Below are 21,918 nucleotides of genomic sequence, written 5' to 3'. Positions count from 1 at the left end.
CCCCCGCAGGCTCGGGGACGTGCCCGCCGCAGTTCCCGGAGCCCTCGCCCCGGCCGGTCCCCGCACCCGGACCACCGCCACCCACTGCCCCTACTGCTCGCTGCAGTGCGGCATGGCGGTGACCGCCGGCGACCGGCCGCCCGCCGTGGTGCCGCTGGACTTCCCGACCAACCGCGGCGGGCTGTGCTCGAAGGGCTGGTCGGCGCCCGAGCTGCTCGACCACCCCGAGCGGCTGACCCGCCCGCTGGTGCGCGCGGTGCCGGGCGACCGCACCAGCCCGCTGGTCGAGTCCACCTGGGACGAGGCGCTCGACCGCGTGGTGGCCGCCGTCCGCCGCACCCAGGACACCCACGGCCGCGACGCCGTCGGCTGCTTCGGCGGTGGCGGGCTGACCAACGAGCAGGCCTACCAGTTCGGGAAGTTCGCCCGCGTCGCGCTGCGCACCAGTGCCATCGACTACAACGGCCGGTTCTGCATGTCCTCGGCGGCGGGCGCGGCCGTGCGCGCCTTCGGCCTCGACCGCGGGCTGCCCTTCCCGCTGTCCGACGTCGCCGAGGCCGACGTCGTCGTGCTGGTCGGCAGCAACCCGGCCGACACGATGCCGCCGGCGGTGGCGCACCTGGAGGCCGGCCGGGCGCGCGGCGCCATGCACGTCGTCGTCGACCCGCGGCGGACGGCGACCGCCCGCCTCGCCGGGCTGCACCTGCAGCCGCTGCCGGGCACCGACCTGGCGCTGGCCAACGGGCTGCTGCACGTCGCGGTCGCCGAGGGGCTGGTCGACGAGGCGTACGTCGCCGCGCGCACCACCGGCTTCGCCGCCGTCCGGGACGCCGTCGCCGGCTACTGGCCCGACCGGGTGGAGCGGATCACCGGCGTGCCCGTCGCCCAGCAGCGGCAAGTCGTCCGGGCCCTGGCCCGCGCGGAGAAGGCGATCGTGCTCACCGCCCGCGGCGCCGAGCAGCACCGCAGCGGCACCGACACCGCCACCGCCTGGATCGACCTGGCGCTCGCTCTCGGGCTGCCCGGCCGCCCCGGCAGCGGCTGGGGCACCGTGACCGGCCAGGGCAACGGGCAGGGCGGCCGCGAGCACGGGCAGAAGGCCGACCAGCTGCCCGGCTACCGCCGGCTCGACGACCCCGCCGCCCGCGCGCACGTCGCCGCCGTCTGGGGCGTCGACCCCGACGAGCTGCCGCGGCCCGGCCGCAGCGCCTTCGAGCTGCTCGACGCCCTGGGCACCGACGGCGGCGTCCGCACGCTGCTGGTGCTCGCCAGCAACGTCGCCGTCTCCGCCCCCGACGCCCGCCGCGTGCTCAGCCGGCTGCGCGACCTGGAGTTCCTCGCCGTCAGCGACTTCTTCCTCTCCGAGACCGCCGAGCTCGCCGACGTCGTGCTGCCCAGCGCGATGTGGGCCGAGGAGGCCGGGACGATGACCAACCTCGAGGGCCGGGTCATCCGCCGCCGGCAGGCGCTCGACCCGCCCGAGGGCGTCCGCGACGACCTGCGGCTGCTCGCCGAGCTGGCCGGCCGGCTGGGGGTACCGGGCTTCTCGGCCGACCCCGAGGCCGTCTTCGCCGAGCTCGGCCGGGCCAGCGCCGGGGGGACGGCGGACTACTCGGGCATCAGCTACGACCGCATCGACGCCGAGCAGGGCGTCTTCTGGCCCTGCCCCGCCGCCCCGGACGACGAGCCCGACCACCCCGGGACGCCCCGGCTGTTCACCGAGCGGTTCGCCACCCCCGACGGCCGCGCCCGCTTCGTGCCGGTGCACCACGTCGAGGCGCACGAGCGCCCGGACGCCGAGTACCCGTACGTGCTGACCACCGGCCGGGTGCTCGCGCAGTACCAGTCGGGCACCCAGACCCGCCGATCGCGGAGCCTGGCGCTGGTGGCGCCCACCCCCCGGGCGGAGCTCCACCCCGACCTGGCCCGCCGGCTGGGCGTCGCCCACGACGACGTCGTCGAGCTGGCCACCCGCCGCGGCTGCGCCCGCTTCACCGCGACGGTCACCGACGCGATCCGGCCCGACGTCGTCTTCGCGCCCTTCCACTGGGGCGGTGGCTCCAGCGCCAACGCGCTCACCGACCCCGCGCTCGACCCGCTCAGCCGGATGCCCGCCTTCAAGGTCTGCGCCGTCGCCGTCCGCCGGGTCGGCGGCCCCGAGGAGCGCATCCCCGCGCCGGACGCCGCGACCCAGCCCGCCCCGCAGCCGCACACCCGACCCGCACCCCCCGCACCACGGACCCCGTCCCGGAGCCCGAGGAGGAGCCATCCCGTGAGAAGCAGCCCGAAGTTCCTGCAAGGCGTGTTCCCGCTGACCGGCGAGGGTCTGGGCAAACCCGGGCCGGTCGATCCCGCCCTGCGCTACCAGGTGCCGGCCGGCGCCACCGCCCAGGCCCTGTACTTCCGCGGCGGCAACTCCACCGCCGAGCTCGTCTACGTCCTGCTGGTGCGCGACGGCGATCCGGTGCGCTGGTTCCCGATCGGCGCCAAGGGGGACGTGCACGTGCCGCTGCGGGTGGTCGAGGACCTCCCCGGCGGCTGCGTGGTCGAGCTGCACGCCGCCGCACCCGCGGGCGTGACCGGCGAGCTGGTCGTCGACCTCGGGCTGGTGGAGGTCTGATGACCGTCCTCGGTGGCCGCCTCGACGGGCTCACCTCGCTGCGCATGGACGACGACGACCTCGACCCCCGCGCCCGCCTGGTCGTCGTCGGCAACGGCATGGCCGGCGCCCGCCTGGTCGAGGAGGTGCTCGAGCGCGGCGGCGGCGAGCAGTTCCGCATCACCGTGCTCGGCGACGAGCCGCACGGCAACTACAACCGGATCATGCTCAGCCCCGTGCTGGCCGGGGAGACCAGCGAGGACGAGATCGTCCTCAACAGCCACGACTGGTACGCCGACAACGGGGTGCAGCTGCGGGCCGGCGTCCGGGTCGAGCGGCTCGACACCGCCGCCAAGCTCGCCCACACCTCCGACGGGACCGCCGTCCCCTACGACCACCTGGTGCTGGCCACCGGCTCGTACTCGTTCGTGCCGCCGATGACCGGGGTCCGGCGCGAGGACGGCAGCCTGCTGCCCGGCGTGTACGGGTTCCGCACCATCGACGAGACCCGCGCGATGCTCGACGCGGTCGGCCGGTGCCGGCGGGCCGTCGTCCTGGGCGGCGGGCTGCTCGGGCTGGAGGCCGCCCGCGCGCTGCAGGGCCACGGGCTGCAGGTGCAGCTCGTGCACGCCATGCCGTGGCTGATGAACGCCCAGCTCGACGCCGAGGCCGGAGCCATCCTGAAGCGCAGCGTGGAGTCCCTCGGCATCACCGTGCACCTCGACGTGCTGGCCACCGAGGTGCTCGGCGACGGGCACGTCGAGGGCGTGCTGCTCAAGGACGGGCGGCGGCTGGACTGCGACCTGCTGGTCGTCGCCGCCGGCGTCCGCCCGCACACCGACGTCGCCGTCCGGTCGGGGCTGGAGGTCGAGCGCGGCGTCGTCGTCGACGACCAGCTGCGCACCGACGACCCCGACGTCTACGCCATCGGCGAGTGCGCCCAGCACCGCGGCTCGGTCTACGGCCTGGTCGCGCCCGCCTGGGAGCACGCGACCGTGCTCGCCGACGTGCTCACCGGCGCCGACCCGACGGCGGAGTACCACGGCAGCCGGACGGCGACCAAGCTCAAGGTCGCCGGGGTCGACGTCGCCACCATGGGCCTGACCACCCCTGAGCGGGACTCCGACGAGTTCCTGGTCATCTCCGAGCCGCGGCGGGGCGTGCACCTGTCGGTGGTGGTCCGCGACGACCGGCTGGTCGGCGCCACGCTGCTCGGCGACACCCGCAAGGTCGCCTACCTCACCCAGGCCCTCGACCGCGGCAGCCCGCTGCCGGAGGAGCGGATCCGGCTGCTGGTCGACCTCTCCGACGGCAGGGAGGAGGTCGGTGTCGCGGACATGCCGGCCGACTCGCAGGTCTGCAACTGCAACGGCGTCACCAAGGGCGCCATCTGCGGGGCGGTGGCCGACGGGTGCAGCAGCGTCGGGGCGGTCATGGACCGCACCCGCGCCGGCAAGGGCTGCGGCTCCTGCAAGGCCCTGGTGAAGCAGGTCGTGGAGTGGGCCGCCGACGGCGACGTCGCCGAGGACCCTGCCGCCTCGTACTACGTGCCCGGCGTCCCGCTGGCCAAGCCCGACCTCGTGGCCGCCATCCGGGAGCGGGACCTGCGCAGCGTGTCGGACGTGTTCGCCGCGCTCGCCCCCGGAGGCAAGGAGGACGCCCGGTCGAAGATGGGCCTGACCTCGCTGCTCAAGACGGTGTGGGGGGTGGACTTCCTCCCCGAGAAGGACGGCGAGTTCATCAACGACCGCGTGCACGCCAACATCCAGCGCGACGGCACCTTCTCCGTCGTCCCGCAGATGAAGGGCGGCGTCACGACGCCGGCCCAGCTGCGGCGGATCGCCGACGTGGCCGAGCAGTACGAGGTGCCGATGGTGAAGGTCACCGGCGGCCAGCGCATCGACCTGCTCGGCGTCCGCAAGGAGGACCTGCCGGCGATGTGGGCCGACCTCGGCATGCCGTCGGGATACGCCTACGGCAAGACCATGCGGACGGTGAAGACCTGCGTGGGCAGCGACTTCTGCCGCTTCGGCCTCGGCGACTCCACGGCCCTGGGCATCGCGATGGAGACGCGCTTCCAGGGCATCGAGAGCCCCGCCAAGATCAAGATGGCCGTCGTCGGGTGCCCGCGGAACTGCGCGGAGGCCTACGTCAAGGACGTCGGCGTCGTCGCGGTCGGCAGCGACCGCTGGGAGGTGTACGTCGGCGGGGCCGCCGGCGCCTCGGTGCGCAAGGGCGACCTGCTGGCCACCGTCGGCTCCCCGGAGGAGGTGCTCACCCTGGCCGGCCGGTTCGTGCAGTACTACCGGGAGAACGCCAACTGGCTCGAGCGGACCTACGACTTCGTGCCGCGGGTGGGGCTGGAGCGGATCCGCTCGGTGGTGGTCGAGGACGCCGAGGGGACCTGCGCCGACCTCGACGCCGCGCTGCAGCGCTCCATCGACGCCTACACCGACCCGTGGGGCCAGGACGGTCCCGAGCCGGCGACGCCGGGGCAGTTCCGGCCCGCGCTGCCGCTGCTCCCGCTGCCGCAGGTGCCGGTCCGGTGAGCGTCACCGACACCCGGCCCGTCGCGCCTCCCGGCGTCCGGGCCCACACGGTCGGGCGGGCCGAGGACGTGCCGCCGGGGGAGGGGCGGGCGTTCGTCGCGGGCGGGGTGCAGGTCGCCGTCTTCCGGCTGCGCGACGGGTCGCTGCACGCCACCCAGGCCGCCTGCCCGCACGCCGGCGGGCCGCTGGCCGACGGGCAGACCGACCCGGACGTGCTCGTCTGCCCGCTGCACCTGTACGCGTTCCGGTGGAGCGACGGGTCCTCGACCGGCGGCGTGGACCCGGTGCGCCGCTACCCGGTGCGCGAGGTCGACGGCCTGCTCGTCGTCGACGCCTGAGCGCCGTGCGCCCACTCCGCGGTCGGAGCCGCCGCGGACCGCGGTGCGTGCACACACCGCTGTCACGAGCGACGTGGTCCTAGTGCTGAGCGGCGAGCAGCAGCGCGGCGAGCGGCTCGAGGGCAGCCACGAGCTCGTCGAGCTCGTCGGGCCCGAGGGCCTCGTAGGGCCTGGCCGCGAGGTCGTCGGTGAGCGCCTCGACCCGCTGCTTGACGGCGGAACCCGATGCGCTCAGCCAGCCGTCGTCCCCGATGAGGCCGCGATCGCGCATCCCGTCGACCACGGCGGCGAGCTGGGCTGCCGGGAGGTGGTGGAGGCGTCCGAACCGCTCCGCCGGGAGGCCCGCGTCGAGGGCGAGGAGGACGTGGGCCTCCAGACCGCCCACGCCCTCGACCATGAGGGCCGCGATGTGCCCGTCGCCACGGTGCTCGCGCAGGAGGGACGCCGCGTGGAAGAGGCGGGCCACCGCGTCGTCGGGCACCGGGAGCGCGCGGAGCGCGGCGTACATCGGCCGGCCCTCGACCGGGGCGCTGGTCGCCGCCGTGGTCAGCAGGTCGGCGGCGCGGGCGAAGGCGGGGAGTCGACGCGGTCGCCGAGCACCCGCCGCAGCGCCTTTCCGCAGCCCGCCTGACGGGCTGCGATGGCCGCCTCGGGCGTGGTCGTGCGCCACACCCCCGGGATGTGGCGGGCCACCTCGCCCGGGGCGAAGTTGTAGAAGAGCGCGTCCACCACCTCCGCCGGGACGGGTCCCAGGGGTGCCGCCCGCCCGGCGAAGTAGGTGTCCCAGTAGTCGGTGAACCCCAGGGCGAACATCGCCTCGTCGGGTTCGTCGGCTGAGTACGGGAGCACACCGATCGGCTCGACGAGCTCGAACATCCGGCGGGCGAGCGGGTTCATCGCCTGGTCCTCCTGCGGCCGAGCCGGCGTCGTCGTGCGCCTGCGTGCTGTCTCACAGCGGTGTGCTGGTTGCTTGGTGGAGTAGGCCTGAGGCATGCGGGCGTACTCGATGGATCTGCGTGAGCGGGTCGTTGCCGCAGTCGATGGCGGGATGACCCAGGAGCAGGCGGCAGTGACCTTCCGGGTGTCGGTGAACACCGTGGGCCGATACCTGGCCCGGCGGCGGAACATCGGCAGTCTGGCCCCGACCGCGCAGCGGCACGGGCCGGTGCCGGAGAAGAGGCAGCAGCTGCAGGCCTGGCTGCCGGATAGGCTGGGCGCGGCGGCCGATGCCACCCTGGCCGAGCATGTCAGCGCCTTCGCCAGCCAGCGGGGCGTGGTGGTGTCGGCGGCGACGATGTCGCGGGCGATCGCCGCCCTGCCGGCCGACGATCCCGATCAGGCGCTGACGCCGCGCGGACGGCGGCGGCGGCCGGGCCGGCCGCTGAAGTCAAAAGCCTGAGCGCCACCGAGCGCGACGAGACCGCGCGCGCCCGGTGGCATCGCGAGGTGGCTACCACCGACGCGGCCCGGCTGGTGTTCGTCGATGAGTGCGGCACGCACATTTCGATGACCCGCCGCCGGGCCCGCGCTCCGCGGGGCACCCGGGCGGTCGGGGCGGTGCCGCGCAACCGCGGGCCGGTGACCACGTTGATCACCGGGCTGGCGCTGTCGGGCATGAGCCCGGCGATGACGGTGGAGGGCGGCACGACCGCGGCGGTGTTCGCCGCCTATCTGCAGCAGGTGCTGCTGCCGGCGCTGCGGCCCGGGCAGGTGGTGGTGGTCGACAACGTCGGCGCGCACAAGCCTGAGCGGATGCGCGCGCTGGTCGAGGCCGCGGGATGCCGGCTGGTGTTCCTGCCGGACTTCTCTCCGGTGGAGGAGGCTTTCAGCAAGATCAAGGCCCTGGTGAAAGCCGCCGGCGCGCGCACCCGCGCGGCCCTGGACGCGGCCATCGCCGTGGCGCTGGCCGCGGTCACCGCCACCGACGCCGCTGGCTGGTTCGCCCATGCCGGCTACTCCACCCACCAAGCCACCTGAAGACCGCTGTCAGACGGTGCGGGGTCGCCACGGCTCGTGCGTGAGCGTGAGCCACACCAGCTCGGGGTCGGGCGCCCGCACCAGCTGCTGGCCCTCGGGTGTGCGGCTCGTCGAGCTCGCCGGACCGGACCGCCACGTCGCCGGCGACGACGGGACGACCGCCGGTCCCGACGACCACCACCTGCGTGCCGGGTGTGTGGCCCGGTGCCGGGAGGAGCCGGGGCCCGGGGAGCAGCTCGAGCTCGCTGTCGACCGGCACGTACCGCACGCCGGGCGCGTCGACCCACGCGCGGATGGTGTGGTCGTCCTGGCTGTGCGCGTCGTCGAGCTCGCGGCGCTGGACGGAGGTCGGTCTGCCGGCGAGGAGGTGGTTGCCGCCGCGGTGGTCGACGTGCAGGTGCGTGTTGACGACGACGTCGATGCCGGCGAGGTCGACGTCCTGCCCGGTCAGGGGCACGAGGCGGGGATCCGTGTCGGCCACCAGCGGGTGCAGCTCCGTCAGGCTGGTGTCGACCAGCACGCGTGCCTCGGGGTGGTCGATGACGTGCACGTGGACCGGCACCCGCTCGCCCTCGGCGAGCAGGTCGGCGACGAGGACCGGCGTGACGGTGACCGGAGCGGGGGCGTTCACCGTGCACGCACCGCCGCGGTGCCGGTCGGGACGAGGGTCATGACGAGCTCCTCCACTGGTCGCTGGCCGGCGCGGCCTGCGCCCCGCTCCTGCGTAGACGGTGCGAGCTGCCCTGACTCATCGGTGCGACCGGCGACCCGGACGACGACCACCGCCGACGACCCGCCCCCTGCTAGTCCTCGATGACGTCGAGGCCCTGCTCCCGCAGCCGCGCCAGGCCGGCCAGCATCCCCGCGACCGCCTCGGGGCTGTGCCCCTCCCACTCCTCCAGCTCGCCGACGACGCGCAGCGGGGAGCGGGTGCGGTAGGACCGCGTGGGGTTGCCCGGGAACCGCTTGTCGGTCACGTTCGGGTCGTCCTCGAAGGGACCCCGGGGCTCGACGACGTAGATGCGGCCCCGTTCCCCGCTGCCGGCGAGCGCCGTCGCGAGCTGCGCGCCCCAGGCCGCCGTCTCCACCAGCGTCGTGAAGTAGACGTGGTTCATCACGCGGCCGGCCTGGAAGTTCGAGCCGCGGCCGGGGACCAGCTCGTCACCCACGGCGAGGTCGGCCCTCGTCCCGTGGAAGAAGGGCCCCGTCACGTGGTCGCAGGAGTCGTAGGTGACGGGGACGCGGGCCGGCTCCTCCACACCGGCGATCGTGCCTCACGGGTGCATGCGGGCACCCTTGGTGAGCTCGTCGACCGTGTTCTTCGGCCCGTGCAGCGCGATCCCCACCAGGTCGAGGTCGGCACCCCGCACGGCGCGGACGGCGGCCCGGTTCTCGGCGTCGCCGCCGGTGGCGAACAGGTCGGCGGTGAACACCGCCGTGGGCAGGCCCCGCTCGATCGCCCCCGCGCGGGCACGGGCGAGCGCGCCGGCGTCGGCCTGCAGCACGAGCACCGGCTGGCGGAACATGGCCAGGTACCGGGTACCGTCGCCGTCCTCGTAGGGCCGGCCGACCAGCTCGGGCACCGCGGCCGCGACCGCGCTCGCGAGGAAGGCGGTCACGTTGAGCTCCTGCCACGGGAGCAGCCCCTCCCGCAGCAGCACGGTGATCTTCGTCGGCCAGGGCGGACCGACGTCCACGGTCTCCTCGGCAGGCAGCGTCTCCACGGCGTCCAGCGTCGGGCCGGCCGTCGTCCCGGCGCTTGTACGTTCCTGACGTGACAGCCGAGGTGGTCGCCTGGCGGCCGGCGGTCCCGGGCCTGACCGAGGTGCTGCACGCCCGGTTCACCGACCACGTCTACCCGCCGCACACGCACGACGCCTGGACGCTGCTCCTGGTCGACGACGGCGCCGTCCGCTACGACCTCGACCGGCACGCGCGCGGCGCCTCACCGGCGGCGGTCACCCTGCTGCCGCCGGGCGTGCCGCACGACGGCCGCTCGCAGTTCCCCGGAGGCTTCCGCAAGCGGGTGCTCTACCTGGAGCCGGAGACCCTGGGGGCCGCCCGCGTCGGCACCGCCGTCGACCGCCCCGCCTACGCCGACCCCGTGCTGCGCGACCGCGTCTCCCGGCTGCACGCCGCCCTGGCACCCGCGCCCGAGGCGCTGGAGGCGGAGAGCCGCCTGGCGTTCGTGCTCGAGCGGCTGCGCCAGCACCTCGACCGCGCCGTCGTCCCCGCCCCCGCCGTGCGGGACGACCCGCTCGCCGACCGGCTGCGCGACCTGCTCGACGCCCGGCTCGCCGAGGGGGTCTCCCTGGAGGCGACCGCCGCCGCGTGGGGCGTGCACCCGACCCACCTGGTGCGCGCGTTCACCCGCCGGCACGGGCTGCCACCGCACCGCTACCTCACCGGACGGCGGGTCGACCGGGCACGGCGGCTGCTGCTCGACGGGGTACCCGCCGCGGAGGTCGCGACGGCGGTCGGCTTCTTCGACCAGGCGCACCTGACCCGGCACTTCCGCCGGATGCTGGCGACGACACCGGCCGCCTACGCCCGCTCGGCGTAGGGCCCGCTCAGGCGGGGCGGGCCTCGAGCACGTGCACGCCGGCGTCGGTCGGGACGTCGCGGGTGAGGCGGAGCCCCGCGTCGGCGAAGAGCCGGCCGTAGCCGGCGGCGGTGCGCTCGCAGCCGCCCAGCAGCAGGAGCATGTGCAGGTCCATGCGCACCGCGGCGGCGTCGTCGGCGGCCCGCTCGGGCAGCACGGCCTCGACGACGAGCAGCACCGAGTCCGGCCGCATCGCCGCCCGGCAGGTGCGCAGCACGCGCAGCGCGTCGCCGTCGTCCCAGTCGTGCAGCACCCGGGACAGCAGGTAGGCGTCGGCGCCGGCGGGCACCTCGGCGAAGAAGTCGCCGCCCACGGCCGGCAGGTCGCTGCCGGCCACGACCTCGGGCAGGTCGAACAGGACGACGTCGGCGCCGGGCACCCGCTCGCGGACGGCGCGCAGCAGCGTGCCGCGGCCCCCGCCGACGTCCACCACCGAGGCGAACCCGCCGGTGTCGTAGGCGGCCACGACCGCGCCGGCCTCCCGCGCCGACCGGTCGGCCATCGCCGCCTGGAACGTGGCCAGCCGGGCGGGCTCGGCGGACAGGTGCGCGAAGAAGGGCCGGCCGTGCACCGCCTCGAACGGGGTGCCCCCGTCCTGCACCGCCGCCAGCAGCCCGGCGGCCGCGTCGTAGTAGAGCCGGCCGCGCATGGCCACCCAGTCGCGCAGCGAGCCCGGCAGGCCCGCGCACAGCAGCCGGCCGGTGTCGGTCAGGGCGAACCGGCCGCCCCCCGTCTCGGCGAGCACGTCCTCGGCGGCCAGCCCGCGCAGCACCCGGTGCAGCGGCCCGGGGACCGCGCCGAGCTCCCGCGCCAGGTCGCCGGCGTCCCGGGGGCCGTCGGCCAGCGCGTCGGGGACCCCCAGCGCGACGGCGACGTGCAGCAGCTGGGTGGCCAGGTAGCCGTCGGCGAGGCGGGCCAGCCGGTCGGCAGCGGAGCCGGGCACGACGGCATGGTGGCACCGCTCCGGCGCCGGTGGAGGGGATCGGGGGACCGCACGCCCGCCGATCCCCGCCTCCGGGGGTCAGGCCAGGTCGGCCAGGGCGGCGGCGACCGCCTCGTCGCGGACGAAGTCCAGCGCCAGCAGCCGGTGCACGAGCACGCCGCGGCGGGTCAGCCGCAGGTCGGCCGGGCGCAGCCGGGGCAGCGCCGCCCCGCCCGGGCGGGGCGTCGCCGGCGGCGGGTCGAGCAGGCCGCGGCGCTGCAGGTCGCCGAGGTCCTCGACCGCGCCCCACGCCGTCCAGCCGCGCGGGTCCCGCGGCACCGGCGTCATCGGCAGCGGGACCCGTTCGCGCCGGCCGACGGCGGCCAGCAGCACCCACTGCCGCCCGGTCAGCTCCGCGGCCAGCCGGAGCCCCTGGGAGACGACGGCGGCGTCGAGGTCGGGGGAGACGGCGGCCTCGGCGAGCAGGTAGCCCAGGTGCCGCACCCGCCACTCCTCGACCGTGGCCCGCGCGGTGAGGACGACGGCCTCGGCGACCTCGTCGGCCCGCGCGCGGTCGCCGGGGCCGGGGGAGAGGAAGCCGTCGGTGCGCACCGCCCGCCCGCCCGCGGCGCGGGTCACCGACAGCTCGGCGGCGAACGCCAGCGCGGCGCCCGCCCGGCAGCGCGCGCGGCTCGAGACGGGTGTGGGCCGGTCGACGTCGGCCGCCGTCGCCGCCCGGCGCAGCCACTCCGCCAGCCGCGCCTCCAGCCGCACCCGCGACCCGTCGGGGTCGAACAGCAGCCCGGCGGCCGTCCGTGCCATCGACCCGGCCACCAGCTCGCCGGACTCCACCAGCGCGCGCCCCGGTGCCTGATCCACGTGGTCCACGACAGCGATCATCGCCGGTCCCGGCGCCCGGCGTCGGCCGGCGGCCGGCGCCCTCACCACTGCGGGGCAGCGCCGGTGAGCACAACGGAACAGGAGGACAGCCCGACGGCGACGGCGGCGAAACGGCGGCCCGCGAGCCTCCCTGGTCATGGCCGCTCCCACCCGCACGTCCCCGACCGCCGTCCCCGCGGCCCCGCCCGCCCCGCCGCGCGGCGGGCGCTGGATCGACGACTGGCGCCCGGAGGACCCCGCCTTCTGGGAGTCCACGGGCAAGCCGGTCGCCCGCCGCAACCTGTTCTTCTCCGTCTTCTCCGAGCACGTCGGCTTCTCCATCTGGAGCCTGTGGTCGGTCCTCGTGCTCTTCCTGCCGGAGGCCGTCTACGGCATCGACCCGGCCGGGAAGTTCCTGCTCACCACGCTGCCGACGGCGCTCGGCGCGTTCGTCCGGCTGCCGTACACCTTCGCCGTCGCGAGGTTCGGCGGGCGCAACTGGACGATCGTCAGCGCCGCGCTGCTGCTGGTGCCCTCGATCGCCACCGCGGTCGTCCTGGAGCCCGGCGTCGACTACACGACGCTGCTGGTCGTCAGCTGCCTGGCCGGCGTCGGCGGCGGCAACTTCGCCAGCTCCATGGCCAACATCAACGCCTTCTACCCCGACCGGCTCAAGGGCTGGGCGCTGGGGCTCAACGCCGGCGGCGGCAACCTCGGCGTCCCCGTCGTCCAGCTCGTCGGACTGCTCGTGCTGGCCACCGCCGGCGTCGAGCACCCGCGGGTCGTGCTGGTCGTCTACATCCCGCTGGTCGTCGTGGCCGCCGTCGGCGCGGCGCTGCTCATGGACAACCTGTCGACGGCGCGCAACCAGCCGCGGGCCCTGCGCGAGGCCACCCGCGAGCCGCATACCTGGGTCGTGTCCTTCCTCTACATCGGCACCTTCGGCTCGTTCATCGGCTTCGGGTTCGCCTTCGGCCAGGTGCTGCAGAACCAGTTCGCGCACTCCTTCGCCACCCCGGTGGCCGCGGCGTCGCTGACCTGGCTGGGCCCGCTGCTGGGCAGCCTCGTCCGCCCGCTCGGCGGCTCGCTGGCCGACCGGTACGGCGGCGCGCGCATCACCTGCTGGACCTTCGTGGCGATGGCCGGCGGCGCCGCGGTGGTGCTCACCGCCAGCCGGGCCGGGTCGCTGCCGCTGTTCGTCGTCGGCTTCGTGTCGCTGTTCGTGCTCAGCGGCATCGGCAACGGCTCGACCTACAAGATGATCCCGGCCATCTCCCGCACCCGGGCGCAGCAGGCGGTCGCCGCGGGGGAGGACGGCGCCGCGGTCGACCGGCGGGCACTGCGGACGTCCGGCGCGCTCATCGGCATCGCCGGCGCGGTGGGCGCCTTCGGCGGGGTGCTGGTGAACCTGGCCTTCCGGCAGTCGTTCCTCACCACCGGCAGCGGGGACGGCGCCTACCTGGCGTTCATCGCCTTCTACGCCGTCTGCGTCGTCGTCACCTGGGCGGTGTACCTGCGGCCGGCGTCCCGCACCGCCGGCGTCTGAGCACCCCGCGAGATCTGCACAGTGGCGGTCATCGCGACCCTGATGGCCACCACTGTGCAGATCTCGCGGTCGGGCTCCTGCGTCAGACCGCCAGGCGGTAGCCGCGCTTGACGACGGTCTCCACCAGGCCGGGCCCGAGCGCGGCGCGCAGCCGGGTCACCGCCATCTCCACGGCGTGGCCGTCACCGCCGCCGGGCAGCCCGCGCACCAGGTCGGCCTTGGCGACGACGGCCCCCGGACGCGCGGCCAGCGCCCGCAGCACCGCCATCGACCCCGGCGGCAGCTCCACCAGCCGGCCGTCGAGCACCGCGGCGTGCCCGCGCACCTGCAGGTCCGCGCCGCCCACGCGCAGCACCGGGTCGCGCTCGGGCAGGCGGGCCACCACCACGCGGGCGAGGGCGCCCAGGCGGGAGCGCTCCGGCTGCACGGTCGGCACCCCGGCGGCGGTCAGCGGGCCTGCGGTCGTCCCGCCGACGGCCACCGCCAGCACCGGGCCGCGGAGCGCGGCGACCACCTCGTCGCGCAGCCCCATCGCGTCGGCCGTGTCCAGCAGGCTGGCCGCGGCGGGTGCGCTGGTGAAGGTCACCGCGTCGACCGCCCCGGTCACCACCGAGCCGACCAGCCGGCGCAGCGGGGCGACGTCCTCGGGCGGCACCCAGCGGTAGACCGGCACGGTCAGCACCTCGGCGCCGGCGGCGCGCAGCCCGGCGACGAGGTCCGGCAGCGGGTCGCCGTGCAGCTGGACGGCGACGCGGCGCCCGGCCAGCGGGCCCTCGGCCCCCGACAGCAGGTGCTCGAGCACCTCGGCCGAGGACTCCGACGGCGGCGACCACGCGTCGACCAGGCCACCGCCGCGGATCGCGCCGCGCGCCTTGGGCCCGCGGGCGAGCACCCGGGCGGAGCGCAGGTGCTCGACCAGCGGCAGGTCCCAGGCCTCGGCGGCCTCCAGCCACCCGCGGAACCCGACGCCGGTGGTGGCGACGACGAGGTCGACCGGCGCGGCGAGCACCGCCTCGGTCGCGGCGACCAGCTCGGCGTCGTCGGCCAGCGGCACGATCCGGATCGCGGGGGCGTACACCACCCGCGCGCCGCGGCGGTCGAGGAGCGCGCCGAGCTCCTCGCGCCGCCGGGCGGCGGTCACGGCCACCGTGTAGCCGGCCAGCGGCGCCGGGCCCGCGGGCCCGGCGACGGGCGCCGTGTCGGGGGCGGTGGGGGAGGAGGTCACGTCCCCCATGGTGTCGCGCCGGCGTTGCGACCGTGTGACGCCGCGGTGTGACGTCGAAGCGTGACCTGACGGGGCGTCGTCCCGGGACGGCGGGCGGTGCGGCCGGGCGGGTGCGCTCAGCGGGCGGCCCAGCAGGCGAGCAGCACGCTGGCGTCGTCCTGCAGCAGCCCGCCCTGGTGCTCGAGGACCGCGTGCACGAGCCGGCGGACGGTCTCCGGCGGCGGCTGTCCGTCCGCGGCCGCCCGGGTCAGGAACTCGACCAGGCGTTCCTCGCCGAACCAGCGCCCGTCGGCGTCGCGCGCCTCGGTGATGCCGTCGGTGTAGAGCGCCAGCCAGTCCCCGGGTTCGAGCACCTCCTCGGCCACGGCGACCCCCGCCGTCCCCAGGCCGAAGGGCACCCGCAGCCCGCCGTCGAGCTGCTTGACCACCCGCCCGGCGCGCAGCAGCAGCGGCGGGGGGTGCCCGGCCCGGACGTAGCGCAGGCGCCCGGAGGTGACGTCGAGCTCCGCCAGCACCCCGGTGACGAAGGCGCTGCCGGAGAAGGTGCCGGCGATGACCTCGTCGACGGCGCCGGCCTGGTCGTGGATGCCGCGCCCGGCCCGCCGGGCGCTGCGGGCGGCGGCGAGGGCCGCGGCGGCCATCAGTCCGGCACCCAGCCCGTGCCCCATGGCGTCGAGGACGGTCATCGACACGGTGTCCTCGGCCAGGGCGTAGTCGAAGGCGTCGCCGCCCACGTCACTGCTGGGCTCGAGGAGGCCGGCCAGGACGAAGTCGTGCGTGGCGGCGGTGAGCGGCGGCAGCTGCTGCCAGACCAGCTCGGCCGACGGCGACCGCGGGCGGCTGCGCCGGGCGCGCTCCAGCGCGTCACCGTGGGTGCTCGTGGAGACGAGCAGGTGCGCGACCATCGAGGCCAGCCACGAGCACTGCTCGCGCAGGCCGGGGTCCTCCAGGTCCCGGGCCGCGGCCACCCGCGCCTCCAGGACGCCGATCCGGTCGGCGCCGTCGAGCAGTGGTACCCACAGGCGGGGCAGGCCCCCGGCCTCCGACGGCAGGAGCTGTCCGGTCCGGAAGACGCGCCCGGGCAGCGTGCCCTCCACGGTGACCGGCTCGGCGGGCGGCGAGCCGTCGCCCGGGAGCCGCACCAGCCGGCGCTGCTCGTGGTCCACGACGTGCACGGCGATCTCGACGCCGAGGGCCCGGCCGCCCTCCGCCGCGAGGGGGACCACCTGCTCCGGCGCGGCGGTGCGGGCGGCCTCGAGCAGCTGCAGCAGCGCGGCGAGCGGGCCGGTGGTGGGTCGGGGCGGGCGCAGCGGCCGGGAGTACGGCACCCGCCAGGCTGCGCGGAGCTCGTCGAGGCGCTCGTTGACGGCCACGGCCAGCAGGTCGCCGTCGACGTCGGGCAGCTCCACCAGCCCCTCGAGGTGCGCCTCCACGTCGATCAGGTCGGCGTTCCCGCCCAGGCCGAAGTAGCGGGTCCACAGCTGCTCGGGGGTCAGGTCGGCGTGGCCGAACGCGGCGTGCAGCCGGGCCCGCCGGGCGTCGGCGGGCACCTGCTCGGGCGAGGCCGTCACCGGCGCCGGCGGACGGCGGAGTCGACCACCGACCGCGCCGCCTGCCGCAGCGACCCCGACTCCCCGCCGGACCGGGACAGGAGCATGGCCAGCGCGGTCTCCTCGCCGACCCCGTGCCGCGCCATCAGCACGCCCTTCGCCGTGTTCACCACGTCGCGGGAGGTCACCGCCCGGCGCAGCTCGGCGCTGGCCCGCCGCGCCGCCTCCCGGGTCGTCACGTGGGTGACCAGCAGCGCCGCCTGGGCCGCGAACAGGACGAGCAGCGAGGCGTCGTGGGCGGTGAAGGCCCCGGGCCGGTGGCCGTACACCTTGAGGGCACCGAGGGTGCGGTCCCCGGTCACCATCGGCGCACTCATCGAGGACCGCAGCCCGAGACCGACGGCCGCCGACGCCCAGCCCGGCCAGCGGGAGTCGGCACCCAGGTCGTCGGCGCGCACCAGCGTGCGATCGGCGACCGCGGCCAGGCACGGCCCCTCGTCGAGCTGGTACTGCAGCGCGTCGGCGCGCTCGACCCGCGGGTCGGTCGACCCCGACGAGCGCCGTCCGGCGTCGTCGACGATCGACACCCCGGCACCGTCGGCGCCCGGGACGACCTCCAGCGCCAGCGAGCCGATCAGGCCCAGTGCGGTCGCCACGGTCTCCTCGGACAGCAGCAGACCCGACATGCGGGCGAAGACGACCGACAGTTCGTCGGCCAGGGGCAGGGAGGGGACGTCCTGGCGCACGGGCACCTCGGGGGGAGCGGCCGTGGCGCTCCCGTCGCTTCGAGATACCGCGGCCTGCGGAGATCCCAGGCTAGTCGCGGTCCGCGCTCAGCGGAGCTGCGCCGCCGTCCAGGCCGGCACCGGGCCGCCGTCGCCGACGACGAGCCCGCGGCTGGCCAGCAGCCGCAGGTGGGCGTCGGTCTCGGTGACGGCGAAGATCCGCATCCGCCGCTCGTAGTCCGACCACGGCCGGGACCAGGTCAGGTGCGCGGCGAGGTCCCACGGCGTGCTGCCCGGGTGTGCCCGGACGGCGGCCAGCAGCTCGGCCAGCCGGCGCTCGTGGTGCGCGCGCAGCTCCCGGGTCCGCTCGGCCAGCCCCCGGAAGCGCCACTCGTGGCCGGGCAGCACCTCGGCCACCTCCCGTCCGGCGACCGCCTCGAGCGACCCGAGGTAGTCGTGCAGCGGATCGCCCGCGCCGGGGTGGGTGGAGATGTTCGGGCTGATCCGGGGCAGCACGTGGTCACCGGCGAAGAACAGGCCGGTGTCCTCGTCGGCGAAGCACAGGTGCCCGGCGGTGTGGCCGGGGGTGTGCACCGCGCGCAGCGACCAGCCGGGCAGGTCCGCGCGGTCGCTGTCCTCCAGCAGCCGGTCGGGCCGGGCCAGCCGCCGCCAGTGCACCCGCTCCTCGGGGGTCCCGGCGTCCGAGCGGGCGTCCTCCTCGGGCGCACCGAGGCCGACGAGGAAGGCGACCTCGGTCTCGGTCGACGCCTCGGCGGAGCGGTCGAGCATCGCGGCCATCGCCGACACGTCGGCCGGGTGCATCGCCACCCACGCCCCGGAGGCCTCCCGGACCCGGGCCGCCAGCCCGACGTGGTCCATGTGCATGTGGGTGACGAGGACGCCGCGGACCTCGGCGACGTCCCCGCCGATCGCGGTCAGGCCGGCGCGGAGGGCGTCCCAGCTGTCGTCGGCGTCCCACCCGGTGTCGACGAGGCCGAGGCCGCCGCCGGCGAGCTCGAGCACGTAGGCGTTGACCCAGCGCAGGGGGCCGGGCATCGACACCGGGACCGACCACAGCCCCGGCCGCACCCGCTCGACCGGGGGCAGCGTCCGCTCCTGCCAGGCCGTCCGCTGCGCGTGTCCGGTGACCTCCACGCCCAGCACTCTGCCAGCCGCCCGGCTGGGACCATGGGGGTGTGCCGACACCGCCCGCCGCCCCCGACCGCGTCACCGCCGTCCCGCGCCGGATGCGGCTCGTCTGCGCCCTCGCCGCCGCCGCGGTCGTGGTGGCCATGGGCGTCGTCGCGGCGCTGCTGACGTCGTCCTCGACCGGGGTGGTCGCCTTCGGTCCCGCCGACCAGGCCGCGATGCTCGGTCTCGGGGTGTTCGTCGGCGCCGGCGTGCTGTTCCTCGGCCGGGCGCGGGTCGACGCCGACGCCGCCGGGGTCCGGGTGCGCAACGTGCTGGGCCGGCACGAGCTGCCGTGGGACGCCGTCCGGGCCGTGCGCTTCGGCCGGTCGGCGTCCTGGGCGAGCCTGGAGCTCACCAACGGCGACGAGGTCACCGTCATGGCGGTGCAGGCCCTCGACGGCGAGCGGGCCGCGGACGCCGTCGAGGGGCTGCGGGCGCTGCTGGCGGCCCACCGCGCCGCCCACCCCAGCCCGGCGACCGGGCCCCTGCTCTGGGACTGAACAAGGACGCTGCTGCCCCCCACCCCTCGCTGGCGCTCGGGGCGGGCCCCTGCAGGAGGGCCGTTCCAGCACGTCGCCACGCTCGGGGCGGAGCCGGCGCAGGGGGAATGACCGCGGGCCGGCGGGCGCTGTAGCATGGGCGAGCCTCCCCGCTACACGAGGCGCGCGAACCACCACCCAGCGGCCCCGCCCCGGGCCGCTGACCAAGAGGAGCCCGCTCCCACCTGGCGCCGTCGAGGCGCCCAGGTCCCGGATCGCGAGAGCCCGGCCCGCCCCGGCCGGTGTTGTCGCGACGGGCACGACCCCCCGCGGGTCCGTGCCGCACCGGCGAACGGGCCCTGTGAGCACCTGCTCACGGGGCCCGCGTCGTCCCGGTGCCCGGTCGGGCGCGACTCCTCCCGCGATGAGCAGAGGAGAGGCCATCACCGAGCCCCGTATCAACGACCGTATCCGCGTCCCCGAGGTCCGCCTGGTCGGTCCGGAGGGCGAGCAGGTCGGCATCGTGCCGATCGGCGAGGCGCTGCGACTGGCGCAGGACTCCGAGCTCGACCTCGTCGAGGTCGCGCCCATGGCCCGGCCGCCGGTCGTCAAGCTGATGGACTACGGGAAGTTCAAGTACGAGTCCGCCCAGAAGGCCCGCGAGGCCCGGCGGAACCAGGCGCTCACCGTCATCAAGGAGATGCGGCTGCGCCTGAAGATCGACCCGCACGACTACGAGACCAAGAAGGGCCACGTCGAGCGCTTCCTCAAGGGCGGCGACAAGGTCAAGATCACCGTGATGTTCCGCGGCCGCGAGCAGTCGCGCCCGGAGATGGGCTACCGCCTGCTGCAGCGGCTGGCCGCCGACGTCCAGGAACTGGGCGTCGTCGAGTCCAACCCCAAGCAGGACGGCCGCAACATGGTCATGGTGATCGCTCCGCACCGGAACCAGGCCGCGACCGACGGCGCCCGCCGTCAGGCGAAGGCCGACCGGGCCGCCGAGGGCTCCGCCCCGACGGCCTGACGACCCTCCTGCAGGGCCGAGGACCGCACCACCACGGACGGACGGTGCCGTGCGGCAGCAGCGTGCTGCCGCACGGCGCGCCCGCGCGACGACAGACGAACAGGACGACGAGGACATGCCGAAGCAGAAGACCCACAAGGGCACCGCCAAGCGGGTGCGCGTGACGGGCGGCGGCAAGCTCATGCGCGAGCAGGCCAACAACCAGCACAAGTTCGAGCACAAGTCCTCGCGGCGCAAGCGCCGGCTCGACCAGGACCAGGTCCTGTCCCCGGCCGACACCAAGACCCTCAAGAAGCTGCTGGGCATCTGAGCCCCCGCCTCCCCGAACAGAGAGGAGTCTTCACGTGGCACGCGTGAAGCGGGCGGTCAACGCCCAGAAGAAGCGCCGGACGACCCTCGAGGCCGCCAGCGGGTACCGCGGTCAGCGTTCGCGCCTGTACCGCAAGGCCAAGGAGCAGATCCTCCACTCGGCCACCTACAACTACCGCGACCGCAAGGTGCGCAAGGGTGACTTCCGCAAGCTGTGGATCACCCGCATCAACGCCGCGGCCCGGCAGAACGACATGACCTACAACCGGTTCATGCAGGGCCTGAAGCTGGCCGGCATCGAGCTCGACCGCCGCGTGCTCGCCGAGCTCGCGGTCAACGAGCCCGCCGCGTTCGCCGCGCTGGTGGAGACCGCCCGGGCCGCCGTCGCCGCGGCCCCGGCCGGCGGCGAGCAGGCCGCGTAACGCACTCCTCCCCGACGCCGTCGGTGACCGGTCCGCAGGGACCGGCACCGGCGGCGTCGGCGTCTGCGGGGCCCGACCACCCGGCGAGATCTGCACAGTGGTGCCCTCCCAGGCCCCGAAGGGCACCACTGTGCAGATCTCGCGGCCTGGGACGGGAGGGGACGACGACGTGAGCGAGCTGCTGACCGAGCGGTCGGGCCGGGTGGCCGCCGCGCGCAAGCTGACCCGCCGGGCCGGCCGGGACGCCGCCGGCGCGTTCCTCGCCGAGGGCCGCCAGGCGGTCTCCGAGGCGCTGGCGACCGCACCCCACACCGTCCGGGAGGTGTTCGCCACGGAGGCCGCCGCCGCGGCGCACGCCGACCTGCTGGCCGGCTCCCCGGTCCCCGTCCGGCCGGTCACCGAGCGGGCCGCCGCCGGGCTGTCGGAGACGGTGACGCCGCAGGGCCTGGTCGCCGTCTGCGCGCTCTCCGACGTCCCCGCCGGGCGGCTGGTCGACGCCCCGCCGGCGCTCACCGTCGCGCTGGCCGGGCTGGCCGACCCGGGCAACGCCGGCACGGTGCTGCGCACCGCCGACGCGTGCGGAGCCGGCGCCGTGGTCTTCGGCGCCGGGTCGGCCGACCCCTACGGCGGCAAGGCGGTCCGCTCCAGCGCCGGCAGCCTGTTCCACGTCGACGTCGTCCGCAGCGCGCCCCTGGGACCGCTGCTGGCCGGGTTGCGGGGACGCGGGGTGAGCGTGCTGGCTGCCGACGGCGGCGGCGAGACCGCTCTCGACGAGCTGGGGGACACCCTGGCCGGCCCGGTGCTGTGGCTGTTCGGCAACGAGGCCCGCGGGGTGCCGGCTGAGCTGGCCGCGGCCGCCGACGCCCGCGTGCGGATCCCGATGCGCGGCCGGGCGGAGAGCCTCAACCTCGCCGCGGCCGCCGCGATCTGCCTCTACGCCACCCAGCTCGCCCAGGGGTGACGGCACCGGCTGGCAGGGTGGCCGCCGTGGACGACGCCGCCGCCAAGAGGACCCTGCACGGCTCCCTGGTCACCGCCCGCGAGACGCTGCTGTGGAAGCTCGAGGGCCTCTCGGAGTACGACGTCCGCCGGCCCCTGACCCCCACCGGCACCAACCTGCTCGGGCTGGTCAAGCACCTGGCGTGCATCGAGGGCGGCTACCTGGGCTTCGTCGTGGGCCGGCCGATCCCCGGGCCCATGCCGTGGGACGACGAGGACGCCGGGCCCGACGACGACCTGTGGGCCACCGCGGAGGAGTCGCGCGCCGACGTCCTCGCGCTGTACGCCCGCGCCACCGCGCACGCCGACGCCACCGTCGAGGCGCTCCCGCTAAACGCGGTCGGCGAGGTGCCGTGGTGGCCCGAGGAGCGGCGCCGGCCGACGCTGCACACCCTGCTGGTGCACGTGCTCGCCGAGGTGAGCCGGCACCTCGGGCACGCCGACGTGCTGCGGGAGGGCCTCGACGGCGCGGCGGGGCTGCGCCGGGAGGTCAGCAACCTGACCCGCGACGGCGACGCGGACCGGGCCGCCCACCGCGAGCAGGTCGAGCGGGCCGCCCGGCAGGCGGCCGGCCTGGCCTGA

Annotated in this window: 22 protein-coding genes and 1 pseudogene; 13 read left to right on the top strand and 10 right to left on the bottom strand. The window is 76.2% G+C overall.

Annotation, left to right across the window (positions count from 1 at the left end):
• Positions 1-19 precede the first annotated feature (19 nt).
• From ACU616_RS24725 to ACU616_RS24715, 3 genes are read left to right on the top strand one after another with little or no spacing between them, the layout of a single operon-like run.
• Positions 20-2,620, top strand: a complete 2,601-nt coding sequence (locus tag ACU616_RS24725) for a molybdopterin oxidoreductase family protein (RefSeq protein ID WP_446761037.1) — start codon at positions 20-22, stop codon at positions 2,618-2,620.
• Positions 2,620-5,148: a nitrite reductase large subunit NirB gene (nirB, locus tag ACU616_RS24720; RefSeq protein WP_446761036.1), complete on the top strand. Its 2,529-nt coding sequence runs from the start codon at positions 2,620-2,622 to the stop codon at positions 5,146-5,148. Before ACU616_RS24725 ends, nirB begins: the two co-directional genes overlap by 1 nt.
• On the top strand, positions 5,145-5,486 hold the full coding sequence (locus tag ACU616_RS24715; protein WP_446761035.1) for a Rieske (2Fe-2S) protein: 342 nt from the start codon (positions 5,145-5,147) through the stop codon (positions 5,484-5,486). The genes nirB and ACU616_RS24715 overlap by 4 nt, the downstream gene beginning before the upstream one ends.
• 79 nt (positions 5,487-5,565) lie before the next feature.
• On the opposite strand, the pseudogene ACU616_RS24710 reads toward ACU616_RS24715, so the two are convergent.
• Positions 5,566-6,362 (bottom strand): annotated as a pseudogene (locus ACU616_RS24710) (SCO6745 family protein).
• Between the two features lie 115 nt (positions 6,363-6,477).
• Here ACU616_RS24710 and ACU616_RS24705 point away from each other — a divergent pair.
• Positions 6,478-6,885, top strand: coding sequence for an IS630 transposase-related protein (locus ACU616_RS24705; RefSeq protein ID WP_446757795.1), 408 nt, complete (start codon positions 6,478-6,480; stop codon positions 6,883-6,885).
• A 47-nt stretch (positions 6,886-6,932) separates the two neighbouring features.
• The gene (locus ACU616_RS24700) at positions 6,933-7,463 is read left to right on the top strand and encodes an IS630 family transposase (protein WP_446760963.1); all 531 of its coding nucleotides are present in this window, start codon (positions 6,933-6,935) and stop codon (positions 7,461-7,463) included.
• On the opposite strand, the gene ACU616_RS24695 is transcribed toward ACU616_RS24700, so the two are convergent.
• The 3 genes from ACU616_RS24695 to ACU616_RS24685 all read right to left on the bottom strand — a co-directional run bounded on the left by ACU616_RS24695 (position 7,399) and on the right by ACU616_RS24685 (position 9,187).
• The gene (locus tag ACU616_RS24695) at positions 7,399-8,094 is read right to left on the bottom strand and encodes an MBL fold metallo-hydrolase (protein ID WP_446761034.1); all 696 of its coding nucleotides are present in this window, start codon (positions 8,092-8,094) and stop codon (positions 7,399-7,401) included. The genes ACU616_RS24700 and ACU616_RS24695 overlap by 65 nt on opposite strands.
• Before the next feature lie 172 nt (positions 8,095-8,266).
• Positions 8,267-8,722, bottom strand: coding sequence for an NAD(+)--rifampin ADP-ribosyltransferase (gene arr, locus ACU616_RS24690; protein WP_446761033.1), 456 nt, complete (start codon positions 8,720-8,722; stop codon positions 8,267-8,269).
• A 15-nt stretch (positions 8,723-8,737) separates the two neighbouring features.
• The gene (locus tag ACU616_RS24685; protein WP_446761032.1) at positions 8,738-9,187 is read right to left on the bottom strand and encodes a DUF2000 family protein; all 450 of its coding nucleotides are present in this window, start codon (positions 9,185-9,187) and stop codon (positions 8,738-8,740) included.
• Positions 9,188-9,237: 50 nt separating this feature from the next.
• Here ACU616_RS24685 and ACU616_RS24680 point away from each other — a divergent pair, with 50 nt between their 5' ends.
• Complete coding sequence (locus tag ACU616_RS24680; protein ID WP_446761031.1) at positions 9,238-10,026, top strand: AraC family transcriptional regulator; 789 nt, start codon at positions 9,238-9,240, stop codon at positions 10,024-10,026.
• Between the two features lie 7 nt (positions 10,027-10,033).
• Here the strand turns inward: ACU616_RS24680 and ACU616_RS24675 are convergent, their stop codons facing one another.
• Together ACU616_RS24675 and ACU616_RS24670 are read right to left on the bottom strand one after the other, a co-directional pair.
• Complete coding sequence (locus ACU616_RS24675) at positions 10,034-11,008, bottom strand: methyltransferase (RefSeq protein ID WP_446761030.1); 975 nt, start codon at positions 11,006-11,008, stop codon at positions 10,034-10,036.
• Positions 11,009-11,086: 78 nt separating this feature from the next.
• Complete coding sequence (locus ACU616_RS24670; protein ID WP_446761029.1) at positions 11,087-11,887, bottom strand: hypothetical protein; 801 nt, start codon at positions 11,885-11,887, stop codon at positions 11,087-11,089.
• A 136-nt stretch (positions 11,888-12,023) separates the two neighbouring features.
• Between ACU616_RS24670 and ACU616_RS24665 the strand changes: the two genes are divergently transcribed.
• Positions 12,024-13,412 carry an MFS transporter gene (locus ACU616_RS24665; RefSeq protein ID WP_446761028.1) on the top strand — a complete coding sequence of 463 codons (1,389 nt, stop codon included), beginning with the start codon at positions 12,024-12,026 and terminating at the stop codon, positions 13,410-13,412.
• 82 nt (positions 13,413-13,494) lie between these two features.
• On the opposite strand, the gene ACU616_RS24660 is transcribed toward ACU616_RS24665, so the two are convergent.
• The 4 genes from ACU616_RS24660 to ACU616_RS24645 all read right to left on the bottom strand — a co-directional run bounded on the left by ACU616_RS24660 (position 13,495) and on the right by ACU616_RS24645 (position 18,067).
• The gene (locus ACU616_RS24660; RefSeq protein WP_446761027.1) at positions 13,495-14,637 is read right to left on the bottom strand and encodes a uroporphyrinogen-III synthase; all 1,143 of its coding nucleotides are present in this window, start codon (positions 14,635-14,637) and stop codon (positions 13,495-13,497) included.
• Between the two features lie 116 nt (positions 14,638-14,753).
• On the bottom strand, positions 14,754-16,208 hold the full coding sequence (locus ACU616_RS24655) for a PP2C family protein-serine/threonine phosphatase (RefSeq protein ID WP_446761026.1): 1,455 nt from the start codon (positions 16,206-16,208) through the stop codon (positions 14,754-14,756).
• Positions 16,205-16,933 (bottom strand): GAF and ANTAR domain-containing protein, encoded by a 729-nt coding sequence (locus ACU616_RS24650; protein WP_446761025.1) that lies wholly within the window; start codon positions 16,931-16,933, stop codon positions 16,205-16,207. Before ACU616_RS24650 ends, ACU616_RS24655 begins: the two co-directional genes overlap by 4 nt.
• An 87-nt stretch (positions 16,934-17,020) precedes the next feature.
• Entirely contained in the window at positions 17,021-18,067 is a 1,047-nt protein-coding gene (locus tag ACU616_RS24645) for an MBL fold metallo-hydrolase (RefSeq protein ID WP_446761024.1), read from the bottom strand.
• 41 nt (positions 18,068-18,108) lie between these two features.
• Here ACU616_RS24645 and ACU616_RS24640 point away from each other — a divergent pair, with 41 nt between their 5' ends.
• From ACU616_RS24640 to ACU616_RS24615, 6 genes are all read left to right on the top strand, one after another.
• The gene (locus ACU616_RS24640; RefSeq protein ID WP_446761023.1) at positions 18,109-18,603 is read left to right on the top strand and encodes a PH domain-containing protein; all 495 of its coding nucleotides are present in this window, start codon (positions 18,109-18,111) and stop codon (positions 18,601-18,603) included.
• 403 nt (positions 18,604-19,006) lie between these two features.
• Positions 19,007-19,606 carry a translation initiation factor IF-3 gene (gene infC / locus ACU616_RS24635; protein ID WP_446761022.1) on the top strand — a complete coding sequence of 200 codons (600 nt, stop codon included), beginning with the start codon at positions 19,007-19,009 and terminating at the stop codon, positions 19,604-19,606.
• A gap of 115 nt (positions 19,607-19,721) precedes the next feature.
• Positions 19,722-19,916: a 50S ribosomal protein L35 gene (rpmI, locus tag ACU616_RS24630; protein WP_446761021.1), complete on the top strand. Its 195-nt coding sequence runs from the start codon at positions 19,722-19,724 to the stop codon at positions 19,914-19,916.
• A 34-nt stretch (positions 19,917-19,950) separates the two neighbouring features.
• Positions 19,951-20,337: a 50S ribosomal protein L20 gene (rplT, locus tag ACU616_RS24625; protein WP_093579784.1), complete on the top strand. Its 387-nt coding sequence runs from the start codon at positions 19,951-19,953 to the stop codon at positions 20,335-20,337.
• 169 nt (positions 20,338-20,506) lie between these two features.
• Positions 20,507-21,298: a TrmH family RNA methyltransferase gene (locus ACU616_RS24620; protein WP_446761020.1), complete on the top strand. Its 792-nt coding sequence runs from the start codon at positions 20,507-20,509 to the stop codon at positions 21,296-21,298.
• 26 nt (positions 21,299-21,324) lie between these two features.
• Complete coding sequence (locus tag ACU616_RS24615; protein WP_446761019.1) at positions 21,325-21,918, top strand: DinB family protein; 594 nt, start codon at positions 21,325-21,327, stop codon at positions 21,916-21,918.

The sequence above is a fragment of the Geodermatophilus sp. URMC 62 genome, assembly GCF_052931475.1.
The sequence above is the reverse complement of the archived record's forward strand: the minus strand, read 5'-3'. Positions and strand labels throughout refer to the sequence as shown.

Excerpts from the sequence above, each read along its gene's own strand:
- nirB (WP_446761036.1), top strand. The coding sequence starts at position 2,620 with ATGACCGTCCTCGGTGGCCGCCTCGACGGGCTCACCTCGCTGCGCATG.
- ACU616_RS24705 (WP_446757795.1), top strand. The coding sequence starts at position 6,478 with ATGCGGGCGTACTCGATGGATCTGCGTGAGCGGGTCGTTGCCGCAGTC.
- ACU616_RS24670 (WP_446761029.1), bottom strand. The coding sequence starts at position 11,887 with ATGATCGCTGTCGTGGACCACGTGGATCAGGCACCGGGGCGCGCGCTG.
- ACU616_RS24665 (WP_446761028.1), top strand. The coding sequence starts at position 12,024 with ATGGCCGCTCCCACCCGCACGTCCCCGACCGCCGTCCCCGCGGCCCCG.
- infC (WP_446761022.1), top strand. The coding sequence starts at position 19,007 with ATGAGCAGAGGAGAGGCCATCACCGAGCCCCGTATCAACGACCGTATC.
- rpmI (WP_446761021.1), top strand. The coding sequence starts at position 19,722 with ATGCCGAAGCAGAAGACCCACAAGGGCACCGCCAAGCGGGTGCGCGTG.